The following is a 16661-nucleotide window of genomic DNA, read 5'->3' on the forward strand; positions in this document are numbered from 1 at the left end:
CAAAAATGAATTTTCAACTGACGGAAGAACAGGAAATGCTGCGGAAAATGGTCCGCGAATTTGCAATGAATGAAGTGGAACCGACTGCAGCCGAAAGAGATGAGGAAGAACGCTTTGACCGGGAGATTTTTGATAAAATGGCTGAACTCGGTCTGACTGGAATCCCGTGGCCGGAAAAATACGGTGGAATTGGTGCAGACTTCGTAAGTTATTGTATTGCGGTTGAAGAATTATCCCGTGTTTGTGCGTCTACCGGTGTGACATTGTCTGCCCATCTATCCCTTGCTAGCTGGCCGATTTATACGTACGGTACGGAGGAGCAGAAGAAGACGTTTCTTTACCTGCTTGCGACTGGGGAAGCGCTTGGTGCCTATGCCTTATCTGAACCAGGTGCAGGAAGTGACGTTGCAGCAATGAAGACCATTGCGAAAAAAGATGGCGACGATTATATATTAAATGGCAATAAGGTTTGGATTACAAATGGTGGAGTTGCTGATATCTATATCGTTTTTGCGAAAACGGATCCTGCTGCAAACCACAAGGGCATCAGTGCATTCATCGTGGAGAAAGGAACAGAAGGCTTCACCTTTGGTAAAAAGGAGAAAAAACTCGGTATTCGTTCGTCACCTACGACCGAATTAATTTTTGAAAACTGTCGGATACCGAAAGAGAACTTACTTGGCGAAGAAGGGGAAGGCTTTAAAATTGCGATGACAACTCTAGATGGCGGGAGAAACGGAATCGCTGCCCAAGCTGTCGGGATTGCCCAAGGAGCACTCGACGCATCGATAAATTACGCGAAAGAAAGAGAACAGTTTGGAAAACCAATTGCCCATAACCAAGGAATTTCATTTAAACTTGCTGACATGGCAACAGAAGTCGAAGCCGCTCGTTTATTAACGTACCAGGCAGCATGGCTTGAGAGTAACGGAAAACCATACGGAAAAGAATCCGCCATGTCCAAACTATTCGCAGGAGACGCAGCCATGCGGATTACTGTAGAAGCAGTCCAAATCTTCGGCGGTTACGGCTATACGAAAGATTATCCGGTCGAACGCTATATGCGTGACGCGAAAATCACCCAAATCTACGAAGGCACCCAAGAAGTCCAACGCCTCGTCATCGGCCGCACCATCACAAAATAACCTGGGACACTGGGGTCAGAGCGCCTGTCCCAGTATGAAGCGGGACAGTGGGGTCAGAGCGCCTGTCCCAGTATGAAGCGGGACAGTGGAGTCAGAGCACCTGTCCCAGTAAGAAGTGGGACACTAGGGTCAGAGCTGTTGTCCCAGCAAACTGGGACAACAGCTCTGACCCCATGTCCCGGTGGAAAGGAAGGGCATCATGTATGAGTTGGTTGAAAGGTTGAAACAAAAGGATATACGTGCGCTTGCTCGGGCGATTACGATGGTGGAGAATGATCATCCGGAAAAGCTGGAGCTGTTAAGTGCGGTGTTCAGCGAGCGGAAACACGCTGTATATGTAGGGCTGACTGGCTCACCTGGTGCAGGTAAGAGCTCACTTGTAAACCGGCTTGTCACCCAGATCCGGAGTGAGGGGAAAACGTGTGCTGTTATCGCGGTTGATCCAACAAGTCCATTTAGTGGTGGCGCACTCCTCGGGGACCGGGTCCGTATGAATGAACATTTCCTTGATGACGGCGTGTTCATCCGCAGTATGGCGACGCGCGGTAGTCTCGGTGGCCTTGCCCGGGCAACAAAGGATGCGGTGCGCATATGTGATGCCTACGGGTTTGATGTGATTTTAGTCGAAACAGTCGGTGTCGGCCAGTCCGAGCTCGACATCATGAAAATCGTCGACACAACAGCCGTCGTCCTTACACCGAACAGCGGAGACGTGCTCCAGATTTTTAAAGCAGGCATTATGGAAATCGCCGACCTTTTCGTCGTCAACAAAGCAGACCTCCCAGGCTTCGGTAAATTGAAGGCATTACTGAAAGAACTTGTCATGATCACCGCAACCGAAGAACGGGAAACCCCGATCATCAAGACGATCACGACGGAAAATAAAGGAATCGATAAACTGTGGGGAAAAATCAAAGACCATCATGAATATCTCTACAAGACCCACGAAGGAAAAAGAAAACGTAAGATGCAGCAAGAACTTGAAGTCTATGAACTCATCCGCGAAGAAATTTGGCGAGAGGTGAAACAATTTATCGAATCAAAGAGACACCTTGAGCCAATTAAAGCAGATGCGGATCCTTACAAACTCGCGATAGACTGGTACGCAAGATGGAAGAAGGAAGGAGGCTTTACAGATGATGGATAAGAGTCGAATTATCTCCTCCGTAAAAGACGAAGACCTGATCAAAAAACGCCGCGATCAGATGATTCAAGGCGCGATTCGGCTTTTTAAAGAGAAGGGCTTCCACCGGACGACAACGAGGGAAATCGCTAAAGAATCTGGCTTCAGTATCGGTACACTTTATGAATATATTAGAAAGAAGGAAGATGTCCTTTTTCTTGTTTGCGATTACATTTATGATGGCGTGCGCGATCATTTTGAAACAGAGCTGCAGCTGGAAAACCCTTCAGAGGAAAATTTGAAGGCAGTTTTCAAGTTTTATTATGAGCTTATGGATGACATGCAGGAAGAAATTCTCGTTCTCTATCAAGAAATAAAAGGCTTAAATAAGGAGACGAGGAAATATGTGCTGCAAAAGGAGAAAGATATGGTCGCTATGCTTGAGAAGCTTATCCTTTCTTGCTACCCGGATGCATTAAATGAAGAGGAAGTAAGCATAGCAGCGAATAATATCTTTGTTCAAGGCCATATGTGGGGCTTTCGTCGGTGGATTCTGCAACAGAAGTTCACGATAGAAGAATACATCGATATCCAAATTAAGCTGAACCTCCATGGCCTCTTGCATAAAAAATGATGATCCAAAGGGGAGGAGAAACATCATGCAACAAGTAGAAGTTTACAAACCGAAAAATCCGATTCGTTTTGTCACGGCATCAAGCCTATTTGATGGCCACGATGCCTCGGTCAATATAATGCGCCGAATCCTGCAAGCAACAGGGGCAGAAGTTATCCACCTCGGTCATAACCGTTCCGTGGAAGAAGTCGTCTACGCTGCGATTCAGGAAGATGCTCAAGCGATTGCCGTCTCTTCTTATCAAGGCGGACACGTCGAATATTTTAAATATATTATCGATCTATTAAAAGAAAACGATGCCGACCATATTAAAGTTTTCGGTGGTGGAGGTGGAACGATTATCCCGAGGGAAATTAAAGAACTTCATAATTATGGGGTTGACTGGATATTTTCCCCTGAGGATGGTCGTAAATACGGTCTTCAAGGTATGATTAACCGAATGATGGAAGCGAGCGACTTTCCAACGCCGCTTCAGATTGAAAAGGAGAAAGAGCGTTTATACAAGAGTGAGCGGGACGCTATGGCGAAGTTCATTACGTATATGGAAAACACGCCGAGTGATTCCAAGGAGAAACAACAGCTTCTCGAAGAATTTCGCAGTAAAGCAGATCAAGCGATTCCCGTGCTTGGGATTACGGGTACAGGTGGAGCGGGGAAAAGTTCGCTTACGGATGAACTCATACGCCGCTTCCTTAATGAAGTTCCCGATAAAAAGATTGCCGTCATCTCCATCGACCCGACGAAACGGAAAACTGGCGGAGCATTACTCGGTGATAGGATTCGTATGAATGCTATTTTTCATGATCGCGTCTATATGCGCTCACTTGCAACGAGGGAATCGCGGGACGAACTTTCCACGGCAATTAATGATGTCCTTGATGTCGTCAGGGCAACTGGTTTTGACTTTGTCATTGTGGAAACGAGCGGGATTGGCCAAGGAAATGCTGCAATTACCGATGTCACAGATCTTTCCATGTACGTCATGACCGCTGAATTCGGTGCTCCCACTCAGCTTGAGAAGATTGATATGATTGATTACGCGGATTTTATCGTCATTAACAAGTTCGAACAACGGGGTTCAGAAGATGCGTTGAATCAAGTACGTAAACAATATGAGCGGAGCCGCATGCTTTTCGGTCAAGACAAAACAAAATATCCAGTATTCGGAACGATTGCGAGCCAATTCAATGATACAGGAACGAATTCTCTATTTGCTTCCATTATCGATACGCTGAACGAGCGCTACGGATGGGAGGAGGAGGTTGAGTTTGAAAGGCATGTCCTTTCCGAGAAGCAAAATCAAATCATCTCCGGAGATCGCCGCCATTATTTACGGGAAATTGCTAGTATCGTCCGTGATTATAATAAACAAACCGAAAATCAAAGCGAGATAGCGCGAAAACTGTATCAGCTGCAAGGAACTTTGGAAATCATCGAGGACCCTGAAGCGAAAGAATTACTAGAACAAACTATAACCCAATATAAAAAACAGCTGAGCAATCATTCGCTAGAGCTGCTTGAATCATGGGATGATACGCAGGAAAAATATAGTCAGGACACGATGACCTTTAAAGTCCGTGATAAGGATATCGTTACGGAAATCACAACAGAATCCTTGTCTGGTCTCAAGATCCCGAAAGTCGCCTTCCCGAAATTCCAAGACTGGGGTGAACGCCTCCGCTGGCTTATGAAAGAAAACGTTCCGGGCAGATTCCCATTCACAGCAGGAGTATTTCCGTTCAAGCGGGAAGGGGAAGATCCAACCCGTCAATTCGCTGGAGAAGGGACGCCAGAGCGGACGAACCGGAGATTCCATTATTTATCAAAAGATTCCGAGGCAAAACGGCTTTCGACCGCTTTTGACTCTGTTACTCTATACGGTGAAGACCCGGCAGAGCGCCCGGATATTTACGGAAAAGTCGGGGAAAGTGGCGTCAATATATGTACCCTCGAAGATATGAAGAAATTGTATGCAGGCTTTGATTTGACGAACCCACTCACCTCCGTCTCTATGACGATTAACGGACCGGCCCCAATTATTTTAGCGATGTATTTCAATACAGCAATCGATCAACAAATTGATAAATTTACAGAAGAACATGGCCGGAAACCGACAGATGAGGAATATGAAGCTATTAAGAATAAAACAGTTTCCACCATTCGCGGAACCGTTCAAGCCGATATTTTAAAAGAAGATCAAGGGCAAAACACATGTATCTTCTCAACAGAATTCGCCCTGCGCATGATGGGGGATATCCAGGAATATTTTATTGAAAAAAATGTGCGCAACTATTATTCTGTCTCCATCTCGGGCTACCATATTGCGGAGGCTGGTGCAAATCCAATTACCCAGCTCGCCTTCACACTCGCAAATGGGTTCACCTATGTGGAATATTATTTAAGCCGGGGCATGGACGTGAATAAATTCGCACAAAACCTGTCCTTCTTCTTTTCGAATGGACTGGACCCGGAATATACGGTAATTGGCCGGGTTGCCCGCAGGATTTGGTCGATCGTTTTAAGGGAAAAATACGGAGCAAATGAGCGAAGTCAAAAACTTAAATACCATGTCCAGACTTCTGGACGCTCCCTACACGCCCAAGAGATTGACTTTAACGATATTCGTACAACACTGCAAGCACTTCTAGCAATCCAAGATAATACAAATTCCTTACACACGAATGCATATGACGAGGCAATCACGACACCGACAGAAGAATCCGTGCGCCGAGCGATGGCGATCCAAATGATCATCAATAAAGAATTCGGACTGACGAAAAATGAAAACTCTACCCAAGGTTCTTTTATCGTCGAGGAATTGACGGATCTTGTCGAAGAAGCAGTGCTCCAAGAGTTTGAGCGGATGAATGACCGTGGAGGTGTGCTCGGAGCAATGGAACGGCAATACCAGCGGGGGAAAATCCAGGAAGAATCACTTTACTATGAAAGCAAGAAACATTCCGGTGAACTTCCGATTATCGGGGTGAACACGTATGTAAACCCGAACCCGCCAAGTGATGAAGAGATTGATTCCATGGAGCTTGCCCGTGCCTCCCAGGAAGAGAAACAACATCAAATTACAGAACTGCGCAAATTCCAAAAGCAGCATGCAGATGAAACAGAAGCAGCTCTAAGTCGTCTCAAACAAGTAGCAGTCCAAGGAGGCAACATCTTCGCCGAACTCCTCGAAACCGTCAAAGTTGCGAGCCTCGGCCAAATCACAACTGCTTTATATGAAGTCGGCGGGCAGTATCGAAGGAATATGTGATTTTTTTGGGTAAAATATAACGTTCATAATTAAGATTGTAAATCCGAACAAATCGAGGGAGAGCGTTTTGTTCGGATTTTTCGTGTATAGGGTAGTTATGTATTTTACTGCTCGGGATGGCGTTTCTTTTCCCTATCGTGCGCTCACTTTGTCCGAATAGGCAAATAACCGGTGTTTCTTTTCCCAATCCTGCGGTCACTTTGTTCGAATGGGCAAATAACCGGTGTTTCTTTTCCAAATCATAGGGTCACTTTGTCCGAATGGGCGAATAACCGTCGTTTCTTTTCCCAATACTATGCACCCGCCGTTCAAATGGGAAAATAACCAGCAATTCTTTTCCCAATACTATGCACCCACCGTTCAAATGGGAAAATAACCGGCAATTCTTTTCCCAATACTATGCATCCTCCGTTCAAATGGGAAAATAAACGGTATTTCTCTTCCCATTATTACGCAGTTCCCTTCCAAAAGGGAAAAGAACCGTTATTTGTTTTCCCAATGCCGCGCTACATCTGTCTAAAAGAGAAAATAAAAGATGTTTTTTTCCTTATGCAACGTCTTATCCTTGGAAAAAGGAAGTCAATATGAAATATCCCACTGAAAACTTAACTTTTTAGCCAAAAACCCTAGCATAAACACTACATACTTGTATATAATGAAAGGTATGTTTATCTTAGTAATATAGAAATGTAATCAATCATTTATTAATATACAGTAAAAGGAGTGCGTATTTGTGTTAGATCAATACAGCCGCGAAGAATTAAAAGGAAAATCCATGCTCGGCCTAGCCAGTCTCATTTTAAAAGACACAAAAAAAGCATTAGATTTCCAGGAACTCTATAACCAAATTACAGAACTAAAAGGACTAACCAAACAAGCAAAAGAAAATCAAATCGCTCAATTCTACACAGAGCTCAATGTTGACGGTCGCTTTATAACACTAGGCTCAAATATATGGGGCCTAAAAGAATGGTACCCAATCGACCAAGCAGACGAACAAATCACACAAACACCTAAGAAACGGAAAAAGAAAAAAGCAGACGAATTTGATGAAGAGGAAGAACTGGAATACGAAGGAGACCTTGTTGAGCTTGGCGAAGAAGAGGTTGACGAGGACGGAGAGATAGTGGGAATTGATGAATTCGATGAAGACTTTGACGAGGATCTAGACGAAGAAGACGAGGAAGAACTCGATGTAGAAATCGACCTCGACGACGAGGAAGAAGAATAAAAAATGAGGAAGCCCACTTGACTTTTTTTCATAGGATAAGTAGAATTTTATTTGGGCTCCTTAATCGACAAACAGGCGTTTTCCCAGAAAAAAATGGGAAGGCGCTTTTATTATTTTAGAGGGTGCTGCCAAATAAGTTATAAATGTTTGTCTTCGGGCAACATATAAATAGAATCTTAGGAAAGAAAGAGGGAAAGAGCAGTGACTAAATATATTTTTGTTACAGGTGGAGTTGTCTCTTCATTAGGAAAAGGTATTACAGCTGCCTCACTTGGTCGCTTATTGAAAAATCGTGGTTTGAAGGTGACCATTCAGAAATTCGATCCATATATCAACGTGGATCCGGGCACAATGAGTCCGTATCAGCACGGAGAGGTTTTCGTAACGAATGATGGTGCGGAAACGGATTTGGACCTTGGTCACTATGAACGGTTCATTGATATTAATCTGAACAAATACAGTAATATCACAACGGGTAAAGTGTATTCCACCGTTATTAAAAAAGAAAGACGCGGCGATTATCTCGGCGGTACCGTCCAAGTCATCCCACATATTACAAATGAAATTAAAGACCAAGTTTTCCGTGCAGGCAGCGCAACGAATGCGGATGTCGTCATTACTGAAATAGGCGGTACGGTCGGCGATATTGAGTCACTTCCTTTCCTTGAAGCTATTCGCCAGATTAAAAATGAAGTAGGAAGAAACAGTGTCATGTATATCCATTGTACACTTGTTCCTTACCTTGCAGCAGCCGGTGAACTTAAAACGAAACCGACACAGCACAGTGTGAAGGAATTACGTTCACTAGGGATTCAACCAGATATTATCGTGCTTCGTACTGAAGTGGAGGTTTCCAGAGAACAAAAAGAAAAAATTGCTTTATTCTGTGATATAGCAAAAGATGCGGTAATTGAAATGCCGGATGCGGATACCCTTTATCAAGTGCCGATTTCCCTTCAGGAACAACATTTGGATGACATCGTTTTGAAGCATTTCGGTTTGGAATACCCGCAAGCAAAAATGGATGACTGGTTCCAACTGCTTGAAAGGGTAAGAAACCTATCGAAAACAATTGACATCGGACTTGTTGGGAAGTATGTGGAACTGCAGGATGCTTACCTTTCTGTTGTAGAATCCTTGAAACATGCAGGTTACGACTATGATGCAGACATTAATATCCACTGGATTAATTCAGAGACACTAACAAAAGAAGCGATTGAAGAAGAAATATCTCATGTGGACGGAATTGTTGTACCAGGCGGCTTCGGTACTCGAGGCGTTGACGGGAAAATTGAGGCGATTCGCTATGCAAGGGAAAATAAAATTCCATTCTTTGGAATCTGCTTAGGAATGCAGCTTGCAACAGTCGAGTTTGCCCGTAATGTGCTCGGCCTGGAAGATGCTCACTCTACAGAAATTGATCCGGAAACACCACATCCAGTTATCTCGCTTCGTCCAGAACAAGAGGACGTAGAAGACCTTGGCGGAACACTTCGTCTCGGTGCCTACCCATGTAAACTAGTGGCGGGAACGAAAGCGAAAGCGGCTTACGGCGAAAGTGATATGATTGAAGAACGTCACCGTCACCGCTATGAAGTTAACAATGCATATCGGAAACAGCTTGAGGAAAATGGGTTCATTATTTCAGGACTTAGCCCCGATGAAAGGTTAGTAGAGATTATTGAATTAAAAGACCACCCGTGGTTTGTCGCTTGTCAATTCCACCCAGAATTCACATCACGACCAACCCGCCCTCAACCACTGTTTAAAGGTTTTATTGAAAAAATTGTAAATGGAGACAAGAGCTGATGCTTTATGCATCGGCTTTTTTAATTGACCCTTGCTTATTGCTTTCATTCAGCGTAAGTATTTTGCGCATTCATTTTATTGGCGTTCTAATTACCGTTCAGTTGCCCGGCGGACGGATGCGCATCCTAAGGCACGGCCTCAGCCTCCTCGGAAGAAAACCGCTTCCTGCTCAGGTCTGGACTCGTGCTATTCCCGTAGGAGTCACCGTCCGCCGGGCAATTGAACTGATAGGAGCAATTATTATAAATGGAAACTATTCTCTTCAGATCAGCATTCTATTCCTAAATTGAAAAATAGTGCTCCAAATTTAGCCTTTCCTCGGAGCAGTCCAGACACCTCGAGACTCCTGCGGGAGGGTAGGCTTGGTGAGACCCCGCAGTGGGCTTGCCCACGAGGAGGCTCACCAGCCGCCCGCGGAAAGCGAGAGGTGTCTGGACTGCGAACCTCCAGAAGAAAGTTGCCGACACTTACGCTGAATGAAAGCAATCAACATTTGCGAAAATTGACTTAGGACCTTAAAAATATGTCTTTATCCAATATTTCCCTGTAAACAATTTGCATAATTCATTAAAAAAGCAGGATATTTTCTTTTTTTAGCGAACTTAAGAAATGGGGAGAATGAAAAAGGGGGCAAAAAATAATGACAAAGGAGTTATTGATTGTAGATGACCAACCAGGGATACGCCTACTGCTTACTGACATCTTAATGAACGCCGGCTATGAGATCACGACAGCATCTGATGGGAAGGAAGCTATTGACTTGCTTGGGGAGAAGCGATTTGATTTAGTAATGTTGGACTACAAGTTACCATTGGTCGACGGGATTGGAGTTCTGGAGAGAATAAGAGAAATGGAGCAATCGGTCCCAACAATTGTGATGAGTGGACTCGTGGAAAAAATTGAAATGGAACTGCAAGATTTTCCGCAGGTGAAGAAAATTTTGGCAAAACCGTTCAATATTGAAGACATTCCGGTTATCGTGGAAGATGCGATCGGTGATGTATTAATGGAGTAAACTCGAAAATTTTGTTACATTTTTCACAACCAAAAGGACGTCAATCGCCTGTAACAGCGCTACAATCGGCTTCTTGGGGGAAATAGGGGGATATTACATCTAAGAGACAAGTATGAGAATCAGTTGCACCAATGATTAGGAGTTGGTATTCTTATAGTATAAATGCCGATGCGGATTTTTTGCTCTAAAGACGAAAGATGTCGTTAGAAGGACGAATTCGAATTGGGCAGTTGCTTTTCATACATCAAAGGAGGAATTACCATGTCATTAGTATCAATGAAAGACATGCTCGAAAAAGCGAAAGAAAACGGGTATGCCGTTGGTCAGTTCAATATTAATAATTTAGAATATGCTCAAGCAATCCTACAAGCTGCAGAAGAGGAGCAATCTCCGGTTATTCTAGGAGTTTCCGCAGGTGCCGGTAAATATATGGGCGGTCTGAAAGTAGTTGTAGCAATGGTGAAATCGTTAATGGAGTCATACGGAACAACCGTACCTGTTGCGATTCACTTAGACCATGGTACAAGCTTTGAGTTATGTGCAGAAGCAATTCATGCTGGCTTTACGTCCGTTATGATTGACGCATCACACTCACCAATTGAAGAAAATATCGCAACAACGAAAAAAGTAGTCGAACTCGCTCATATCCACGGAGTATCCGTTGAAGCGGAAGTAGGTACAGTAGGTGGGGAAGAAGACGGAGTCATTGGCGGAATCATGTATGCTGACAAAGATGAATGTAAAAAGCTCGTTGACGAAACAAATGTTGACTGTCTTGCACCAGCATTAGGTTCTGTTCACGGACCATATCAAGGAGAACCTAACCTTGGCTTTAAAGAAATGGAAGAAATCCTGAACCTCGTACAAATCCCACTTGTGCTTCACGGTGGAACAGGGATTCCACTAAAAGATATCCAAAGAGCGATTTCACTTGGAACTGCAAAAATTAACGTAAATACGGAGAACCAAATGGCACAGGCAGAAGCAGTGCGTAAAGTTCTTAACGAAAAACCAGATCTATATGATCCACGTAAATATTTAGGACCAGGTACAGAAGCAATTAAAGCAACAGTTAAAGAGAAAATGCGTGAATTTGGTTCTTCTCAACAAGCATAAAGTGAAACTCATTCAGTGGAGGTACCCTTACCCCTCCATTGAATGTTAGTTGAACAGAATCAGGGATTTACGGATCGATCGTTAATACGTGATAAAAAATCTTCACATGGAGGGATTACGATGAAATTTTTTATTGATACAGCGAATATAGAAGAAATCAAAGCGGCAAATGCCCTAGGGGTACTGGCTGGTGTAACAACCAACCCATCCCTTGTAGCGAAGGAAGGCGTATCTTTCCATGACAGGCTTCGTGAAATTACAACAGAAGTAACATCTGGCTCTGTCAGTGCAGAAGTAATCGCTGAAGACGCAGAAGGCATGATTGAAGAGGGTAAGGAGTTGGCGGCAATTGCACCGAACATTACGGTTAAAGTGCCAATGACTCTAGAAGGTTTAAAAGCTGTAAAAGCATTCAGCGACCTAAATATTAAAACTAACGTTACCCTGATCTTCAATGCGAATCAGGCGCTACTTGCAGCTCGGGCAGGTGCAACGTACGTATCACCGTTTTTAGGACGTCTTGACGATATCGGTCATAACGGAATGGAATTAATTGCGACAATTGCGGAAATCTTTGACCGTCATGAAGTCAAAACAGAAATCATCGCAGCATCCATCCGCCACCCGCTGCACGTAACAGACGCAGCTTTAAACGGAGCACATATTTCAACGATCCCTTACAACGTTCTTGAGCAGCTTGTGAAACACCCACTCACAGACCAAGGAATCGAACGCTTCCTAGCCGACTGGAACAACGCAAACAAATAGTATAAAATCGAAAAACACAGGAAAGATAAAAAGAATGGGAATCTGTTCATTCGGAGTGACTTGAGGCCGGGACATCAAGTACCGGCCTCAAGAACAGATTTCAAATAGCCTCATTTAGGAGCGAATCAAGATATGCAGAAAATATTAATTGAAGGTGGACATCCGCTTAATGGAAAAATAAGAGTAAGTGGTGCAAAAAACAGTGCAGTGGCCTTACTTCCAGCATCGATTTTAGCCGATTCGGAAGTAACGATCGAAGGCTTGCCAAACATATCCGACGTACACACTTTAAGTGACCTCTTAGAAGAAATCGGTGGAACAACATCACGAAACGGGAACGACATTACAATCAACCCCGAAAACATGGTAGCTATGCCACTTCCAAACGGGAAAGTGAAAAAACTCCGTGCCTCTTATTATTTCATGGGAGCAATGCTCGGCAAGTTTAAAAAGGCCGTCATCGGCTTACCTGGTGGATGTTATCTTGGACCAAGACCGATTGATCAGCATATTAAAGGTTTTGAAGCACTGGGGGCGACCGTCACGAATGAACAGGGAGCCATTTACCTTCGTGCCGAAGAATTGCGCGGTGCAAGGATTTATCTAGACGTCGTCAGTGTCGGTGCAACGATTAATATTATGCTTGCAGCGGTAAGGGCAAAAGGGAAAACCGTAATTGAAAACGCGGCAAAAGAACCGGAAATCATTGATGTAGCAACCCTCCTGAGTAACATGGGAGCAAAAATTAAAGGAGTAGGAACCGATGTAATCCGTATTGAAGGGGTTCCGAGCCTGAAAGGGTGCACGCATACGATTATCCCTGACCGGATTGAAGCAGGTACATACGTAATTGCAGCAGCAGCTCAAGGGGAGGAAGTCGTGATTGACAATGTCATCCCCCAGCATATCGAATCACTTATCGCCAAGCTTCGGGAAATGGGTGTCACCATTGAAGAGAGTGATGAGCAACTTCTTATTAAACCGGGTAAAAAATTGCATAGTGTCGATATCAAAACGTTAGTATATCCTGGATTTCCAACCGACCTCCAGCAACCGTTTACATCGTTGTTGACAAAAGCTAAAGATACCGGGGTCATTACAGACACAATTTATTCCGCCCGCTTAAAGCATATTGATGAATTAAGGCGTATGAATGCTGAAATCAAGGTGGAAGGCGGTTCGGTCATCGTCTCCGGGCCAGTCCAGTTGGAAGGGGCGAAGGTGAAAGCATCTGATTTAAGAGCAGGCGCTTCCCTTATTGTTGCCGGTCTTATGGCCAATGGAATCACAGAGATAACTGGTATAGATCATATCGATAGAGGCTATGAACAGATTACAGAGAAACTTTCCGCTCTTGGTGCCAGTATTTGGCGTGAAGAAATGACAGAAGAAGAAATTATCCAATTGCAGAATTCGTAACTTTTGATGCCTGTTCTGTAGGTTCATACAATAAAATTTCCTTTTGGGATGAGGATATTTTATTGAAGAGGGTTCAAAAAGAGGATGAAAAGGACCGAAGTCGATTAAGTGTGCGCTAATCGTTATTGCAACACCAACGCTGGTACGTGGTGTGCGTCTAATTTCGAGGTGCGAGGGCTTCCGGCCCCGGAATGTACGTCGGACCGGTACATGAGGCAACGAGTTTTTTGCGTGTGTGGTGAGTTCTACGTTGTCTACAGACGTGGATTGTTTTAGTAGAACTTCCTTTTTCACGAAATGTCCTTTTCACCGGACTTTTTGAACAACTTCTTGAAGGGGAGAGGACAACAGATGGAAAGAAGTTTATCAATGGAGTTAGTTCGAGTAACGGAAGCAGCAGCTTTATCATCCGCCCGTTGGATGGGGAGAGGTGAGAAGAACGATGCAGATGATGCCGCGACCTCAGCGATGCGGGATGTATTTGATACGATTCCGATGGAAGGGGTAGTCGTAATCGGAGAAGGGGAAATGGACGAGGCGCCAATGCTTTATATTGGTGAAGAACTTGGTACCGGAGAAGGTCCTAAGGTGGATGTCGCAGTCGATCCGCTGGAAGGTACATCCCTTGTCGCCCACGGATCCTGGAACGCCCTATCAGTTGTTGCAATTGCGGATAAAGATACGTTGCTCCACGCTCCGGATATGTATATGGATAAAATTGCAGTTGGCCCGGCGGCAGTTGGAAAAGTAGATATTAACGCACCCGTCATCGATAACCTCCGCAGTGTAGCCGAGGCAAAAAATAAAAAAATTGAAGACGTACTTGTCACCGTACTCGATCGCCCGCGTCATGCCAAACTGATTCAAGAAATCCGTGAAGCAGGTGCCCGGATTAAAGTGATTGCAGATGGTGACGTAGCAGGTGCGATCAATACTGCTTTTGATTGGACAGGTGTCGATATTTTACTCGGCAGCGGTGGTGCACCTGAGGGTGTTCTTGCGGCTGCAGCATTAAAATGTCTTGGCGGAGAAATCCAAGGAAAACTACTGCCGAAAAATGATGAAGAACTTGCTCGTTGTAAAGCAATGGGAATAGAAGATATCAATAAAGTATTTAAAATGGAAGACTTCTGTAAAGGAGACGACGCCATCTTCGCAGCAACCGGCGTAACCGACGGAGAATTGCTGAAAGGTGTCCAGTTCAAAGGGTCCAAAGCAACAACTGAAAGTGTCGTCATGCGCGCTAAAAGCGGCACCGTCCGCTTTATCCAAGGCGAACATAGTCTAATCAAAAAACCAAACTTAGTAATGAATGAAGCCGAATAGACTAAGAATAAGGAAGAGGTTGAGACTTTAAGTGGATGTCCCAACCTCTTTCCTCCTGATTTCCTCTAATAAGAAAATTTTCAGCAAAATATTACGTTAAATGGACGAGAAGATGTTGAATAATCCAGAGTAAACGTGTAATATAAGATATGTTTAGAACACGTGTTATTTGGTTATTCTATCAATAAAAGAATGAAAGCTAGCCAATCGCACACTTCCAATCTTACTTCCAATTTCTCTTCATTTCTTCCAGGAACACCATTCAACCATAGAAATGGACATAAAGTGAAACTCATTCAGTGGGCGTACCCTTATCTCCCTCACTGAATGTTAGTTAAACAGAATCAGGGATTTACGGACTGTTTATCCCCCAGCCTTCAAATATTGGGTTTCACTCATGTTTAGAGGAGGGGGTATTACAGACCGTTAATACGTGATAAATTTATAAAATAATAGCAAACCAAAGACAAAAGAATAGGCGTGATATATTTATGGCGGAATTAACAATTTCCCAATTGGAAACATTAACACTAAAAGAATTATATGCATTAGCAAAAGAGTACAAAATTTCCTATTATGCGAAATTAACGAAAAAGGAACTTATCTTTGCTATTTTAAAGAGCCAAGCGGAAAAAGATGGCTTCCTGTTCATGGATGGGGTGCTCGAAATCATCCCGTCGGAAGGATTCGGTTTCCTGCGCCCCATCAACTATTCACCGAGCGCGGAAGATATCTATATCTCAGCTTCCCAAATTCGTAGATTCGATCTCCGTAATGGAGATAAAATTTCTGGAAAAGTGCGACCACCTAAAGAAAATGAACGTTACTACGGTCTGCTCCATGTAGATGCTGTAAACAGTGAAGACCCGGATTCTTCAAAAGACCGGGTTCATTTCCCGGCACTGACCGCCCTTTATCCGGACCGGTTTATGAAACTGGAATCAGAATCTGATAAATTATCAACAAGAATCATAGATTTGATGACACCGGTTGGGTATGGCCAACGTGGGTTAATCGTCGCCCCACCAAAAGCTGGAAAAACAATGCTTATCAAAGAAATCGCGAATAGCATTTCCAAGAACCATCCTGAAGCAAAATTAATTATCCTTTTAGTGGACGAGCGTCCGGAAGAAGTTACCGATATTGAACGATCTGTCGCACCAGATGTCGATGTCGTAAGTTCAACTTTCGATGAAGTACCGGAAAGTCATATCCGCGTCTCTGAGCTTGTTTTAGAGCGTGCGATGCGTCTTGTTGAGCATAAGCGCGATGTGATTGTGTTGATGGATAGTATTACACGACTAGCTCGGGCTTATAACCTTGTTATTCCGCCAAGTGGACGGACGCTATCTGGAGGGATTGACCCAGCAGCATTTCACCGTCCGAAACGCTTTTTTGGAGCGGCGCGTAATATTGAAGAAGGTGGCAGTTTCACTATTTTAGCAACCGCTTTAGTTGATACTGGCTCCCGTATGGATGATGTTATTTATGAAGAATTTAAAGGAACAGGGAATATGGAGCTTCATCTTGATCGTAATCTCGCGAACCGCCGTATTTTCCCAGCGATCGATATTCTGCGTTCCGGTACACGGAAAGAAGAATTACTCGTCGACAAAGATCACTTAGATAAAATGTGGACACTTCGCAGAACAATGCAAGATTCCAATGATTTTCTTGAACGTTTCCTGAAAAAACTCAAGAGCACAAAAACAAACGAAGAATTCTTATATGAGATGGAAGAAGAAATGAAACGCAAAGGCATCAAGCGCACAGAAAAATAAATCGTGCTTTAGGTATAACTTTTTGG

The 16661-nt window shown here is 43.9% G+C and carries 13 protein-coding genes; 12 read left to right on the forward strand and 1 reads right to left on the reverse strand.

Going from position 1 to position 16661, the window contains the following annotated elements:
- Positions 1-5 precede the first annotated feature (5 nt).
- From WKU33_RS01240 to glpX, 11 genes are all read left to right on the forward strand, one after another.
- The gene (locus WKU33_RS01240; RefSeq protein WP_156854211.1) at positions 6-1145 is read left to right on the forward strand and encodes an acyl-CoA dehydrogenase; all 1140 of its coding nucleotides are present in this window, start codon (positions 6-8) and stop codon (positions 1143-1145) included.
- 199 nt (positions 1146-1344) lie between these two features.
- Positions 1345-2292: a methylmalonyl Co-A mutase-associated GTPase MeaB gene (meaB, locus tag WKU33_RS01245; RefSeq protein WP_156854213.1), complete on the forward strand. Its 948-nt coding sequence runs from the start codon at positions 1345-1347 to the stop codon at positions 2290-2292.
- Positions 2285-2902 (forward strand): TetR/AcrR family transcriptional regulator, encoded by a 618-nt coding sequence (locus WKU33_RS01250; RefSeq protein ID WP_156854525.1) that lies wholly within the window; start codon positions 2285-2287, stop codon positions 2900-2902. Before meaB ends, WKU33_RS01250 begins: the two co-directional genes overlap by 8 nt.
- Positions 2903-2927: 25 nt before the next feature.
- Positions 2928-6170 carry a fused isobutyryl-CoA mutase/GTPase IcmF gene (icmF, locus tag WKU33_RS01255; protein WP_156854215.1) on the forward strand — a complete coding sequence of 1081 codons (3243 nt, stop codon included), beginning with the start codon at positions 2928-2930 and terminating at the stop codon, positions 6168-6170.
- Positions 6171-6903: 733 nt separating this feature from the next.
- The gene (gene rpoE / locus WKU33_RS01260) at positions 6904-7401 is read left to right on the forward strand and encodes a DNA-directed RNA polymerase subunit delta (RefSeq protein ID WP_229782526.1); all 498 of its coding nucleotides are present in this window, start codon (positions 6904-6906) and stop codon (positions 7399-7401) included.
- 201 nt (positions 7402-7602) lie between these two features.
- Positions 7603-9210: a CTP synthase gene (locus WKU33_RS01265; protein WP_156854217.1), complete on the forward strand. Its 1608-nt coding sequence runs from the start codon at positions 7603-7605 to the stop codon at positions 9208-9210.
- Positions 9211-9850: 640 nt separating this feature from the next.
- Entirely contained in the window at positions 9851-10225 is a 375-nt protein-coding gene (locus tag WKU33_RS01270) for a response regulator (RefSeq protein WP_340452823.1), read from the forward strand.
- Between the two features lie 261 nt (positions 10226-10486).
- Positions 10487-11341, forward strand: a complete 855-nt coding sequence (gene fba / locus WKU33_RS01275; protein WP_156854221.1) for a class II fructose-1,6-bisphosphate aldolase — start codon at positions 10487-10489, stop codon at positions 11339-11341.
- 120 nt (positions 11342-11461) lie between these two features.
- Positions 11462-12109: a fructose-6-phosphate aldolase gene (gene fsa, locus WKU33_RS01280; protein ID WP_156854223.1), complete on the forward strand. Its 648-nt coding sequence runs from the start codon at positions 11462-11464 to the stop codon at positions 12107-12109.
- Positions 12110-12241: 132 nt separating this feature from the next.
- Positions 12242-13528: a UDP-N-acetylglucosamine 1-carboxyvinyltransferase gene (locus WKU33_RS01285; RefSeq protein WP_156854225.1), complete on the forward strand. Its 1287-nt coding sequence runs from the start codon at positions 12242-12244 to the stop codon at positions 13526-13528.
- 351 nt (positions 13529-13879) lie between these two features.
- Positions 13880-14854 (forward strand): class II fructose-bisphosphatase, encoded by a 975-nt coding sequence (glpX, locus tag WKU33_RS01290; RefSeq protein ID WP_156854227.1) that lies wholly within the window; start codon positions 13880-13882, stop codon positions 14852-14854.
- A 173-nt stretch (positions 14855-15027) separates the two neighbouring features.
- Here the strand turns inward: glpX and WKU33_RS01295 are convergent, their stop codons facing one another.
- On the reverse strand, positions 15028-15150 hold the full coding sequence (locus WKU33_RS01295) for a hypothetical protein (protein WP_255454317.1): 123 nt from the start codon (positions 15148-15150) through the stop codon (positions 15028-15030).
- Between the two features lie 195 nt (positions 15151-15345).
- Between WKU33_RS01295 and rho the strand changes: the two genes are divergently transcribed.
- Entirely contained in the window at positions 15346-16635 is a 1290-nt protein-coding gene (gene rho / locus WKU33_RS01300; RefSeq protein ID WP_156854229.1) for a transcription termination factor Rho, read from the forward strand.
- Positions 16636-16661: the final 26 nt, after the last annotated feature.

The organism is Oceanobacillus sp. HCA-5259 (assembly GCF_037892815.1).
GTDB lineage: Bacteria > Bacillota > Bacilli > Bacillales > Amphibacillaceae > Oceanobacillus > Oceanobacillus indicireducens.

Bases quoted from the DNA above. Each gene is read 5' to 3' on its own strand.
- WKU33_RS01240 (WP_156854211.1), top strand. From the start codon at position 6: ATGAATTTTCAACTGACGGAAGAACAGGAAATGCTGCGGAAAATGGTC.
- meaB (WP_156854213.1), top strand. From the start codon at position 1,345: ATGTATGAGTTGGTTGAAAGGTTGAAACAAAAGGATATACGTGCGCTT.
- WKU33_RS01250 (WP_156854525.1), top strand. From the start codon at position 2,285: ATGGATAAGAGTCGAATTATCTCCTCCGTAAAAGACGAAGACCTGATC.
- icmF (WP_156854215.1), top strand. From the start codon at position 2,928: ATGCAACAAGTAGAAGTTTACAAACCGAAAAATCCGATTCGTTTTGTC.
- WKU33_RS01270 (WP_340452823.1), top strand. From the start codon at position 9,851: ATGACAAAGGAGTTATTGATTGTAGATGACCAACCAGGGATACGCCTA.
- fba (WP_156854221.1), top strand. From the start codon at position 10,487: ATGTCATTAGTATCAATGAAAGACATGCTCGAAAAAGCGAAAGAAAAC.
- fsa (WP_156854223.1), top strand. From the start codon at position 11,462: ATGAAATTTTTTATTGATACAGCGAATATAGAAGAAATCAAAGCGGCA.
- WKU33_RS01285 (WP_156854225.1), top strand. From the start codon at position 12,242: ATGCAGAAAATATTAATTGAAGGTGGACATCCGCTTAATGGAAAAATA.
- glpX (WP_156854227.1), top strand. From the start codon at position 13,880: ATGGAAAGAAGTTTATCAATGGAGTTAGTTCGAGTAACGGAAGCAGCA.
- WKU33_RS01295 (WP_255454317.1), bottom strand. From the start codon at position 15,150: ATGAGTTTCACTTTATGTCCATTTCTATGGTTGAATGGTGTTCCTGGA.
- rho (WP_156854229.1), top strand. From the start codon at position 15,346: ATGGCGGAATTAACAATTTCCCAATTGGAAACATTAACACTAAAAGAA.